The sequence below is a fragment of the uncultured Paracoccus sp. genome (assembly GCF_945915435.1).
In the GTDB taxonomy this organism is placed as follows: domain Bacteria; phylum Pseudomonadota; class Alphaproteobacteria; order Rhodobacterales; family Rhodobacteraceae; genus Paracoccus.
On sequence record NZ_CAMEFG010000071.1, the window covers coordinates 1 to 11,595 of the forward strand.

Here is an 11,595-nt window from a genome sequence, read left to right on the forward strand (position 1 = left end):
TCGATCCCGATCACGGTGCGGCCCGGCACGGTGGAAACCCGCGCCGACAGCGCCGACATCGAGCGCGCGATGTCGTCGGCCAGGCCGATGACGCGGCTGGCCTTCAGCCCCGGCGCGGGTTCCAGTTCGTAAAGGGTGACGACGGGGCCGGGGCGGACCTCGGTGATCTGGCCCTTGACGCCGTAATCGTCCAGCACGGCCTCAAGCATCCGCGCGTTTTCCATCAGGGCTTCCTGCGAAAGCTGATGGCGCTGAACGGTTTCGGGCGAGGCCAGCAACGACAGCGGCGGCTGTTCGTAACCGGGCTGTTCGTCGTCGAAGCGCAGGCTGGGCTGCGCCTCGGCGCGGGCCTTGCGCGAAGGCGCGGGCGCCGGGGCGGGGGGCGCGACATGGCGCGGGGTCGCGGCGCCGAAGGGGGCGGTTTCGCGCTGCGGCTGGTCGTCTTCGTAAGGGTCGGGGGCGGCCAGCGGGGGTTCGGTCCGCGCAGGTTCGGGCGCGCGGGCGCCGCCGGTCAGCCGCGCCGTCACCGCCGCCAGGACCGAGCCGCGCCCCTCGTCCTGCGAGGAGCGCAGCCGGATCGCGTCCGAGATGCGGGCGCTGATATGGGCGCGGCTTGGGGCGTCCACTTCGCCGTAGTCGGTTTCCGGCTCGACCAGTTCGGGGTCCATGCGCGGATCGTCGGCCTGCGCCTGCTGGCGCGGGGCGTCGTCGAAATCGGCGCCTTGCAGCGCCGCGCGGTCGCGGCGGGCGGCCTGGCGCGCGCGGACCTGCTGCGCCGTGCGCGCGGCAAGCTGCCCGCTGCGGCCGGCCAGCCGCAGGGCGATGCCCTGGGCGGTCACCAGCCCCTCGCGCAGGAAGCGGGCGATGCGGGTCAGTTCGGTCCGGTCGAAACCGAAGACGAAGGCGGAAAAGGCAAGGATCGCTACCGCGACCACCACCGACAAGAGCTTGATCCCGATGGACGCCTTGACCGGCAGCGCCGACAGCATCGCGCCCATCAGCATGTCGCCCAGGTGCCCGCCAAGGCCAAAGCTTTGCGTCCAGCCGGGCGGGGGCGTCAGCGCCGTGGCATAGACCGACACCAGCACCATCGCCAGCGGCAGGAAGACGGCGCGCATCAGCCGTTCCTCGCCCCGGTGCAGCATCAGGCGCAGGCCCCAGATCACCGCGCCCACCGACAGCACATAGGACCCGTAGCCCGCGATCATGAACAGCGCCGAGGCGACATAGGCGCCGAAGCGGCCCAGAAGGTTCGTCGCCGCCTGGTCGGTCGCCGCCATGAACGAGGGATCTTCGGGCGAGTAGCTGCCCAGCATCATCGCGATCAGCACGCCAAGGACGACCAGCAGCGCCCCGGCCAGTTCCTTGCCGCGCCGTTCCAGCGCGGCTTGCGTGCTCTGGTCGAACAACGGGTCGCGGTGTTTGGCTTGCCAACTGGCCATATGCTTAGCCCCCTTGATACAAACAGGTCTTGAGACGGCTCAGCGCCGCCTCGGTTTCGTCGGCGGATGCGACCAGCGCGACGCGGATGAAATCGCGTCCGGGGTTCTCGCCCTGCCAGTCCCGCGCCAGGTATTCGCCGGGCAGGACCTGGATGCCCGCCTCGGCCCACAGCTTGCGGGCGGCGTCCTCGCCCGTGCCCACGGCCTGCGGGACGGGCAGCCACAGGAAGAAACCGCCCTGCGGCGCGAAATAGCCCGCGACATCGGCGAATATCCGGTCCGCCACCCCATATTTGCGCAGATACAGCGCGCGGTTTTCGGTAACGTGATCCTCATCCCGCCAGACGGCGGCGCTGACCATCTGCACCGGCAGGGGCAGCGGCGCGCCGCTGTAGCTGCGCAACGTGCGGATGCGCCGGATCTGTTCGGCCCCGCCCGCCGCAAAGCCCGAGCGCAGCCCCGGCAGGTTCGACCGTTTCGACAGCGAGTTGAACATCACCACCCGCTCGGCCAGCCCCATCTCATGCGCCACGGCCAGCGCGCCGGGGGGCGGGGTGTCGCGGTAGATTTCGCTATAGCATTCGTCGGACAGGATCAGGAAATCGTGCCGGTCCGCCAGCGCGATCAGATGCTCCAGATAGGCGCGGTCGGCGATGGCGCCCTGCGGGTTGGCGGGCGAACACAGATAGGCCAGCGTGGTGCGGTCCAGCACCGACGGGTCCAGCGAGCGGAAATCGGGCAGGTGGCCGCTGGCGGCGGTGGCGGGGACGAAGATCGCGTCGGCATCGCAGGCGGCGGCGGCGACGGCATAGACCTGATAGAAGGGGTTGGGGATCAGGATCGCCGGGCGCTGGCCGTTCTTGTCGCGCGGCGACAGCGCCAGCGCGGCGTTGAACAGCCCCTCGCGCGAGCCGTTTATCGCGGTGATCCGCGCGGGGGGAACCTCAAGGCCGTGACGCTGCCCGATCCAGCCCGAGATGGCGTCCAGCAACTCGGGCGTGCCCTCGTTCGGGGGGTATTTGCCGAAACCCGCGATGCTTTCGGCCATGATTTCGCCCACCATCCCCGGAAAGGGGTGGCGGGGTTCGCCGATCGTCATCACGACCGGATCGCCGCCGGGTTCGATGCCCGACAACAGGGTGCGCAAGCGCGGAAATGCGTATTCCGGCAGGTTCGAGAACCGCTCGGTCTGTGCCATGACTGCCTCTCTTGCGGGGTCGTGCCGCCCCGTTTCGCGCCAGATTACCCACAAACCCCGGTTTCGTCCAGCGTTCAGGTGGGTTGGCGGGCGGATAGCCCGGCCTGCGTGGCCGCGCTACAGCAGCGCCTGCACGGCGGCGGCGGTGACCAGCAAGCCACGATCCGCGCCCGGCAGGCCCATCAGCATGATGCCGCAGGCGGGCCGCGCGGTCGGCAGGGTGATCGCGGGCGTGCCCATGAAATTCGCGATCCGCGTGTTGCGCAGGGTCAGCAGGTTCTCGCGCGCGAAAAAGGCTGGATCGGCCAGCAGTTCCGCCGTGTCGGGCGGCAGGATCGGCACGGTGGGCATGATCACCGCATCGTAGCCCGCCAGCCGCGCGGCCCATTCCGCGCGCAGCCGGTCCAGGGTGATCCAGGCGGCGACGTAATCGGTCGCGGCCACCTCGCGCCCGCTGCGGAATCGTTCCAGCACGAGGGGATACATCAGTTCCGGCGCGGCCTCGATCTGGTCGCGCCAGATGGCATAGGCCTCGGGGGCGAAAACGGTCGGGGCCAGCGCCATCGCATCGGCGGCCTGGGACAGTTCGGCGCGCTCGATCCGGGCGCCGGCGCGGGCCAGTGCCTCGACGGTTTCCTCGAAGGCGGCGACGGGTCCCTCGCGGGCATCCTGGAAGGGCACGCCCTCCAGCACCAGCAGGCGCGGCTTGCGCGCGGCGGCGGCGCCAAGGTCCGCGGCGGGTTCGCCGCGCAGGACGGCGTAAAGCAGCGCGCAATCCTCGACCGTGCGGGCGATGGGACCGATCGAGTCGAAGCGGTGGCACAGCGGCACGCAGCCCCGCGCATCGACCGCGCCCTGGGTCGGCTTGAAGCCCACCAGCCCGTTCCACGCGGCGGGCACCCGGATCGAGCCGCCCGTGTCCGACCCGATGGCCGCCGCCGCCAGCCCCATCGCGACCGAAACCGCCGCGCCCGACGATGATCCGCCCGGCGCAAGCGCCGCGTCATGGGCGTTGGGCGGGGTCGCAGTCCGGGGGTTCAGGCCAAGCCCGGAAAAGGCCAGTTCCGTCATATGGGTCTTGCCCAGGCAGGCCAGCCCCTGCGCCGTCGCATTGGCCAGCGCCACCGCGTCGCGTGCGGGCACCCGGTCGCGCAGCAGTTGCGAGCCTGCCTCGGTCGCCACGCCCGCGCTGTCGATATTGTCCTTCCAGCTTATCGCCACCCCGTCCAGCGGTCCGCGCCGCAGCCCGGCGCGGGCGCGGTCATGGGCGGCGGTGGCCTCGGCCTGCGCGCGCTCGGGGGTCATGCGGGCAAAGATCCGCCCGGCATAGGGATGGCCCTCGGCGGCTTGCAGATAGGCCTCGACCTGTTCGATCGGGCTGATGAGACCGGCCATGATGGCGCGGCCCTGCTCGGCCGTGGATGCGCGCAACCAGTCCATGCGTTTCCCCCGATGCGTTTTGTGTCCCGCGCAGGCTAGCGCCCGCCGACTGCGGCTTCAATGACAATGGACAATCCGGCGCAAAGCGGGATAGTCAACGGCATGGAAAACCACTTCGACGTCGTGATCGCGGGCGGCGGGCTGAACGGCCCGACCCTTGCGCTGGCCCTTGCCGATGCCGGGCTTTCCGTGGCCGTCATCGACGCGCGGCCTGCGGACAGCCGGGCGGGGGATGCCTTCGACGGGCGGGCCTACGCGCTGGCACTGGCCTCGCAGCGCCTGCTGGCGGCGCTTGGGCTGTGGCCGGGGCTGGCCGACAACGCCCAACCGATCAACCAGGTCCGCGCCAGCCAGGGCAGGGCGGGCGAGGGCGCCGACCCCTTCGGACTGCATTTCGACAGTGCCGAGATCGAAGAGGGCCGCCTTGGCTACATGCTCGAGGATCGCTTTCTCTACCGCGCCCTGCTGGCGGGGATGCGGGGGCGCGTGACCCATCTGCCCGGCCACGCCGTCACCGCCCATGAAGCCGGTCCGGCGGGCGTCACGGTGACGCTGGACGATGGACGCCGGTTCACCGCGTGTCTGCTGGTCGGTGCGGACGGGCGGCAATCGCCCACGGCGCGGCGCGCGGGCATCGCGCGGGTCGGGCACGATTACGGACAGGTGGCGCTGGTTGCCGCCTTCGATCACGAATTGCCCCATCACGGGATCGCGCAGCAGTATTTCATGGCCTCGGGGCCGCTGGCGATCCTGCCCTTGCCGGGCAATCGCAGCTCCATCGTCTGGTCCGAGGCGCGAGGGTCCGCGCAGGCCATCATGGCGCTGGACGACGACGGCTTCCTTGAGGTGCTGCGCCCGCGTTTCGGCGATTATCTGGGGCGGATCCGGCTGACGGGGCCGCGCTTTTCCTATCCGCTGAACCTGACGCTGGCGCAAAGCTATGTCGGCCCCCGCGTCGCGCTGGTGGGCGATGCAGCGCATGGGGTCCACCCCATCGCGGGGCAGGGGCTGAACCTTGGGCTGCGCGATGTCGCCGCGCTGGCCGAGGTGCTGGTCGCCGCCCGCCGCCGGGGCGAGGATATGGGCAGCCATCAGGTGCTGCGCCGATACGAGGCATGGCGTCGCCCCGACGCGACCACGCTGGCGCTGGGGATGGATGCGGTCAACGCGCTGTTTTCCAACGACAACCCGGTGCTGCGCGTTGCGCGTTCGCTTGGCATGGGCGCGGTCGATGCGCTGGCGCCCGTGCGGCGGGGCTTCATGCGGCAGGCGGCGGGGCTGTCGCTGGACCCGATGCCGCGCCTGCTGACGGGGCGGCGGCTGGTCCCGTGAAGGCGCGGGAACGGTAACGGCGTTGCGAGCGTTGGGCCGTCCCCGCATCCGCGCAACGTGATGTGCAAGTCAATTCGGAATCCGTATCATCCAGACCATGAACATACGCTCTCTCGCTCTTGCGCCCGTCCTCGTCCTTGGCCTTGCCTTCCCGGCGCTGGCCGAGAAAATCTCGTTGAATGAAATCTCGCGCTATCTGAACGGCATCCAGACGGCGGTTTCGGATTTCACGCAGATCAACAATGACGGCTCGGTCTCGACCGGCACCGTCTATATCCACCGGCCCAACCGGGTGCGGTTCGAATACCAGGGCGATTCGACGCTGGTGCTGGCCTCGGCGGGCCAGGTCGCGGTGTTCGACCGCAAGTCGAACAGCGGGCCGCAGCAATATCCGCTGTCGCGCACGCCCTTGTCGATCATCCTTGCGCCCAACGTCAACCTGGGCCAGGCGCGCATGGTCACCAACCATGTCGAGCGTGAAAATGCCACCATCGTCACGGCGCAGGACCCCCAGCATCCCGAATACGGCAATATCCAGATGGTCTTTACCGCCAATCCCACGCAGTTGCGCCAGTGGATCGTGACCGACGACAGCGGTTCGCGCACGACGGTCATCCTGGGCGAGATGCAGACGGGCGTGTCCATCCCCCCCTCGCGCTTCGTCATCGAGAACGAGATCAACCGCCGCCGCTGAAGCGGACGGCTGAAGCGAACGGCGGCGCGAGGCGACGGCCCGGCAGCGATGCCGGGCCTTTTCGGTCAGCGCGCCCGCCCGCAGGACACCAGTTGCGCGCGATAGCGATGCGCGCGGCTGTCCACATTGGCCGCGACCCGCATCAGCCAGGGCTTGCCCCGATGCGATCCGCGCGCGAAACCGCCCCGCCCTTCGTGATAGGCCAGATATTGCGATGCCGTGTCGGTCTTGGCGATCCCCAGCCGGCGCGACGTTCCGTCCATATACCAGCCCATGAAATCGGTCGCGTCGCGGATGTTGTCGCGCCGCGCGCGGCGGTTTCCGGTCTCTTGCTGATATTCTTCCCAGGTCCCGTTCAGCGCCTGGCTGTAGCCGTAGGCCGAACTTTGCCGCCCGACCGGGATGATTCCCAGCACATATTGATGCGGTGTCCGCGCGTCGCCGATGAACCTCGATTCCTGGTGAATCGTCGCCATCTGGACATGGACCGGCACGCCCCAACGCCGTTCGGTCTGCTGCATCGCGCGGAAATAGGCTGGACGCTCGGCCGCGATCGCGCAGGCGTTGTCCAGATCCCGAGGAGCCGAATAATTCCCGCCGCCGCCACAGGACGCCACCAGCCCGACGATGGCCAGTTTCAGATACCTGTTCATTTCTGCCTCATTGTTTTTCCGCGACCATACGAAAAAATGAGGGCTTCGCAAATGACAAACCGGACAGATCGCTCAGGATCGGACTATTGCCGCCGATTTGACGATGGCGTGGCAGCTTGCGCCGGGGGTCAGGCCAAGGGCCGCGACGGATCGTTCCGTGACCTGCGCCAGCAGCAGGGCCTGGCCCGCGCGCAACTGCACGAAGCCGCCCTGGACCTGCGTGACCTGCGCTTGCAGGATGTTCAGCGCGGAAAGGCCAAGGGGGGCCTCGCGCGCCAGGATGATTTCGTGGGCAAGGATGCGCAGGCGCAATTCGCGCCCCTCGGGCAGGCCGGTGGGCGGCAGCAGCATCGGCCCGGCATCGGTCAGGACGCGCTGCATCCCGTCGGGTTCGGTCGCGCCGATACGGGCGGAAACCAGCGCGCCGACCTCGCGCGTGCCAAGGTGGGGGCCGATGGCGGCGTCGGCCAGCGCCTCGTCCAGCGGGCCGGCATGGGCGACGCGGCCCGCTTCGATCAGCACCAGGGTCGTGGCCAGCCGCGTCACCTCGTCCGTGGAATGCGAGACATAGAGGATCGGCAGCCGCACCTCGTCGCGCAGCCGCTCCAGCCAGGGCATGATCTCGTCCTTGCGGGCGCGGTCCAGCGCGGCCAGCGGCTCGTCCATCACCAGCAGGGCGGGGTCCGACAGCAGCGCGCGCCCGATGGCGGTGCGCTGCTTTTCGCCGCCCGAAAGCGTGTCGGGGCGGCGATCCAGCAGCGGGCCAAGGTCCAGCAGGCCGACCACCCGGTCGAAATCCCGCGCAGCCCCTCGCCTGAAGCGCGACGGATAGCGCAGGTTCGCCGCCACCGTCATATGCGGAAACAGCCGCGCGTCCTGAAAGACATAGCCGATCCGACGCGCACGCGGGGGCAGGTTCACGCGCCGGTCGCTGTCGAAAAGCACGCAGCCCTCCAGCGCGATATGGCCCCGGTCGGGCCGCAGCAGACCGGCGATGGCGTTGATCGTCGTGGTCTTGCCGCAGCCCGAAGGGCCGAACAGCGCCGTGATCCCGGCGGGCGCCCGAAAGGCGATATCCAGGTCCAGCCCCGGAAAGCGGTGGGTGAAGCGGGCGTCCAGCATGCTCATTTCCGGGCGGTCCTGCGGGCCAGCATCTCGGACAGGATCACAGCGCCCATCGCGATCACGATGGAGATCATGACCAGCCGCATCGCGGGCGCATCGCCGCCGGGGCTTTGCAGAAAGGCATAGATCGCCGTCGGCATGGTCTGGGTTTCGCCCGGAATGTTGGAAACGAAGGTGATCGTCGCGCCGAACTCGCCCATCGCCTTGGCAAAGCCAAGCGTGGCGCCCGCCACCAGCGCGGGCAGGATCAGCGGCAGGGTGACGGTCAGGAAGATCGCGGGCCGCGAGGCGCCAAGGGTCGCGGCGGCCTGTTCAAGGCGGGGGTCCACCGCCTCGAAGCCAAGGCGGATGGCGCGGACCATCAGCGGGAATGACATGACCGCCGCCGCCAGCGCCGCGCCGGTCCAGCGAAAGGCGAAGACGATGCCAAGCGGTTGCAGCAGCGACCCCACCGGGCCGCGCGTGCCGAAGGTTTGCAGCAGCAGATAGCCGGTGACGACCGGCGGCAGGATCAGCGGCAGGTGGACGATACCGCTTAGCAGGCTGTGGCCGGGAAAGCGTTTGCGCGCCAGCAGCCAGGCCACGGCGATGGCCAGCGGCAGGCTGGCCAGCGTCGCGACCAGCGAGACACGCAGCGACAGCGCTACCGCCTGCCATTCCGCCGGGCCGAGGAAGCTCATTGCAGGATCGAGAAACCTTGTGCCTCAAGCACGGCGCGGGCCGGTTCCTCGCGCAGGCTGTCGAGGAAGGCCGCCGCGTCGGCGGGGGCCACGGCCTCGGCGGTCACCGCCGCCGGGTAGATGATCGGGCGGTGGCTGTCCGCGGGGAAGGTGGCCAGCACCGTCACGCCGTCCTCGGCCGCCGCATCGGTGGCATAGACGATGCCATAGGGCGCCTCGCCGCTGGCGACCAGCGCCAGCGCGGCACGCACGTTGTCGGCCTGCGCGACCTGCGGTTCAAGCTGTTCCCACAGGCCCAGATTGGTCAGCGCCTCTTTCCCGTATTCGCCGGCGGGGACGGAATCGACCAGCGCCATCGCCAGCCGATCGCTGCCCAAGAGGCCGGGCAACTCGGCGATCTCGACCGGCTCGGTCGCGTCCGCCCCGACCAGCACCAGCGTATTGCCCAGCAGGTCGGTGCGGGTGGCGGCTTCGATGTCGCCCGAGGTTTCGACCTCGTCCATCCAGTTCTCGGCGGCCGAGATGAACAGGTCCACCGGCGCGCCCGCCTGGATCTGGCGGGCCAGTTGCGAACTGCCCGCATAGGAAATCGTCACCCTGTCGCCGGTCTTTTCCTGCCAGTCGGCGGCGATTTCATCCAGCGCGGTTTTCAGGCTGGCGGCTGCGAAAACCGTGAAGTCCTCGGCAAGCGCGGGAACCGAGGTCAGCGCGGCAAGCGCGGCGGCGATAAGGGGGGTGCGCATGGATTGGCTCCGTCGATGGGTCGGGACGTTGTATCTGTCTGTGCATAACCGCCTGCGCCGAAGCGTGGCAAGTGTTATTTTTCATCGTGCATAACGGAAACCAGCCCGCCCGAGATCCCCCCGATATGGACGGCGCCGGTCTGGACGACCAGCCGCTCCAACGCGCGGTAATGGGCCAGCACCTCGCGCCCGCGGTCGGTCAGCGCGGCGCCGCCACCGCCGCTGCCGCCCCGGCTCGCGTCGATCAGCGGGGGGGCGAAGGCGGTGTTCATTTCCTCGACCAGGTTCCAGGCGCGGCGATAGCTCATCTTCATCTCGCGCCCCGCCCCCGAGATCGAGCCGGTGCGGTCGATGGCCTCGAGCAGGTCGGCCTTGCCCCTGCCGAAGGTCAGCCCCTGCGCGAAATGCAGCCTCAGGTTCAGTTTCAGGTCGGGCGTCATGGCTGCTCCTTGTCGTTTCCGGCGGGCGAAGGATGTTTGACTCGTCCCCCTGCTGATGTAGCATGCCACCGGGTATTCATGTGAGAGGCTTAGCATGTCAGACAGCGAAGTGGTGATACTTTCCGGCGCGCGGACCGCCATCGGCGGATTCGGCGGCAGTCTGGCCAGCGTGCCGCCGACCCAGCTTGCCGCGACGGTGACCGGCGCCGCGCTGGAACGCGGGGGCGTCAGGCCCGACCAGATCGGCACGGTCGTCTTTGGCCATGTCCTGAACACCGAGCCGCGCGACATGTATCTGAGCCGCGTCGCCATGCTGGACGCGGGCATTCCCGATACGGCCACGGCGATGAACGTGAACCGGCTGTGCGGATCGGGCGCGCAGGCCATCGTCTCGGCCACGCAGGCGCTGCTGCTGGGCGACGCCGATTTCGCCGTCGCGGGCGGCGCGGAATCCATGAGCCGCGCGCCCTATGCGGTGCCCTCGGCCCGGTTCGGGGCCAAGATGGGCGACGTCAAGATGCTGGACATGATGGTCGGCGCGCTGACCTGTCCGATGGGCACCGGCCATATGGGCGTCACGGCGGAAAACGTCGCCGCCGAGAACAGCATTTCGCGCCAGGACCAGGACGAATTCGCGCTGGAAAGCCAGAACCGTGCGGCGAAGGCCATTGCCGAGGGCCGCTTCAAGGACCAGATCGTCCCCATCGAGATCAAGACCCGCAAGGGCGTGACCGCCTTCGACACCGACGAACACCCCAAGGAAACCACGCTTGAAAAGCTGGCCGGTCTGCGGCCCGCCTTCGCCAAGGAAGGCTCGGTCACGGCGGGCAATGCCAGCGGCATCAACGACGGGGCGGCGGCCATCGTGCTGGCGCGGGCGGATGCGGCGAAGGCGGCGGGGCTGGTGCCGCGCTTCCGCGTGCTTGGCTATGCCATCGCGGGCGTGCCGCCGCATATCATGGGCGTCGGCCCGATCCCGGCGGTGCAGGACCTGCTGAAGCGCACGGGCCTGTCGGTCGGCGATTTCGACGTGATCGAATCGAACGAGGCTTTCGCGGCCCAGGCCATCGCCGTGAACAACGGGCTGGGGCTGGACAGTGCCAGGGTCAACCCCAATGGCGGCGCGGTGGCGCTTGGCCATCCCGTCGGCGCGACCGGCGCGATCCTGACGGTCAAGGCGATGTATGAGCTGGACCGCATCGGCGGATCGAAGGCGCTGGTGACCATGTGCATCGGCGGCGGCCAGGGCATCGCGCTGGCGATCGAACGGATCTGAGTGCGAAAAGGGGGCGCGTGATCCGCGCCCCTATTCCCCGCGCGGAAAGCGTTTGGAATCCTCCAGCAGGTTCAGGTCCATGTGGTTGCGCATGTAACGCTCGGACGCCTGCATCAGCGGCTGGTAGTCCCAAGGGAAATAGGCCCCGTTGCGCAGCGCCTCGTAGACGATCCAGCGCCGGGCCTGGCTTTGGCGCACCTCGGCGTCATAGGCGGACAGGTCCCAGCGTTCCGCCGCGCTTGCGCGCATTCGTGCCAGTTGATCCGCATGGGCGGGGTCGCCCGCCAGATTGGCCCTTTCCCCCGGATCGCGCTTCAGGTTAAACAGCATCTCGGGGTCGTTGTCGCAGGCGATATATTTCCACTCGCCATCCCGCAGCGCGACAAGCGGCGCGACCGATCCCTCGGCAGCATATTCCATCGCTACCATCCCTCGCCCCTCGGGGGCGCGCAGGGACCGCCCGTCGGTCCAGGGTTCGATTTCAGTCATCGAGATGCCCGCCAGATCGCACAGGGTCGGCAGCACGTCGATGGTCGAGACGGGCGTATCCACCAGCCCCGGCTGCATCTGGG

The 11,595-nt window shown here is 69.0% G+C and carries 11 protein-coding genes and 1 pseudogene; 3 read left to right on the forward strand and 9 right to left on the reverse strand.

Annotation, left to right across the window (positions count from 1 at the left end; genetic code table 11):
* The 3 genes from Q0O97_RS16755 to Q0O97_RS16765 form a co-directional block, all read right to left on the reverse strand.
* A partial coding sequence (locus tag Q0O97_RS16755; protein ID WP_294932076.1) for a DNA translocase FtsK 4TM domain-containing protein occupies window positions 1–1,442 on the reverse strand: 1,442 nt, incomplete at its 3' end.
* Between the two features lie 4 nt (window positions 1,443–1,446).
* Window positions 1,447–2,640: an aminotransferase class I/II-fold pyridoxal phosphate-dependent enzyme gene (locus Q0O97_RS16760; RefSeq protein ID WP_294932079.1), complete on the reverse strand. Its 1,194-nt coding sequence runs from the start codon at window positions 2,638–2,640 to the stop codon at window positions 1,447–1,449.
* A gap of 117 nt (window positions 2,641–2,757) precedes the next feature.
* Window positions 2,758–4,080: an amidase family protein gene (locus Q0O97_RS16765; protein WP_294932082.1), complete on the reverse strand. Its 1,323-nt coding sequence runs from the start codon at window positions 4,078–4,080 to the stop codon at window positions 2,758–2,760.
* Between the two features lie 102 nt (window positions 4,081–4,182).
* Between Q0O97_RS16765 and Q0O97_RS16770 the strand changes: the two genes are divergently transcribed.
* Together Q0O97_RS16770 and Q0O97_RS16775 are read left to right on the forward strand one after the other, a co-directional pair.
* A complete protein-coding gene (locus Q0O97_RS16770; protein ID WP_294932085.1) occupies window positions 4,183–5,412 on the forward strand; it encodes a UbiH/UbiF/VisC/COQ6 family ubiquinone biosynthesis hydroxylase in 1,230 nt (409 codons plus the stop codon).
* Window positions 5,413–5,509: 97 nt separating this feature from the next.
* Window positions 5,510–6,106, forward strand: a complete 597-nt coding sequence (locus Q0O97_RS16775; RefSeq protein WP_294932088.1) for an outer membrane lipoprotein carrier protein LolA — start codon at window positions 5,510–5,512, stop codon at window positions 6,104–6,106.
* 65 nt (window positions 6,107–6,171) lie between these two features.
* On the opposite strand, the gene Q0O97_RS16780 is transcribed toward Q0O97_RS16775, so the two are convergent.
* From Q0O97_RS16780 to Q0O97_RS16800, 5 genes are all read right to left on the reverse strand, one after another.
* The gene (locus Q0O97_RS16780; RefSeq protein ID WP_294932091.1) at window positions 6,172–6,759 is read right to left on the reverse strand and encodes a lytic transglycosylase; all 588 of its coding nucleotides are present in this window, start codon (window positions 6,757–6,759) and stop codon (window positions 6,172–6,174) included.
* A gap of 72 nt (window positions 6,760–6,831) precedes the next feature.
* A complete protein-coding gene (modC, locus tag Q0O97_RS16785; protein ID WP_294932106.1) occupies window positions 6,832–7,881 on the reverse strand; it encodes a molybdenum ABC transporter ATP-binding protein in 1,050 nt (349 codons plus the stop codon).
* 2 nt (window positions 7,882–7,883) lie between these two features.
* Window positions 7,884–8,564 carry a molybdate ABC transporter permease subunit gene (gene modB, locus Q0O97_RS16790; protein ID WP_294932094.1) on the reverse strand — a complete coding sequence of 227 codons (681 nt, stop codon included), beginning with the start codon at window positions 8,562–8,564 and terminating at the stop codon, window positions 7,884–7,886.
* On the reverse strand, window positions 8,561–9,307 hold the full coding sequence (gene modA, locus Q0O97_RS16795; protein ID WP_294932097.1) for a molybdate ABC transporter substrate-binding protein: 747 nt from the start codon (window positions 9,305–9,307) through the stop codon (window positions 8,561–8,563). The genes modB and modA overlap by 4 nt, the downstream gene beginning before the upstream one ends.
* A gap of 74 nt (window positions 9,308–9,381) precedes the next feature.
* Complete coding sequence (locus tag Q0O97_RS16800) at window positions 9,382–9,747, reverse strand: LysR family transcriptional regulator (protein WP_294932100.1); 366 nt, start codon at window positions 9,745–9,747, stop codon at window positions 9,382–9,384.
* A 94-nt stretch (window positions 9,748–9,841) separates the two neighbouring features.
* Here Q0O97_RS16800 and Q0O97_RS16805 point away from each other — a divergent pair, with 94 nt between their 5' ends.
* Complete coding sequence (locus Q0O97_RS16805; RefSeq protein ID WP_294932103.1) at window positions 9,842–11,023, forward strand: acetyl-CoA C-acyltransferase family protein; 1,182 nt, start codon at window positions 9,842–9,844, stop codon at window positions 11,021–11,023.
* Between the two features lie 30 nt (window positions 11,024–11,053).
* Here the strand turns inward: Q0O97_RS16805 and Q0O97_RS16810 are convergent.
* Window positions 11,054–11,595 (reverse strand): annotated as a pseudogene (locus Q0O97_RS16810) (choline-sulfatase); the annotation flags it as partial.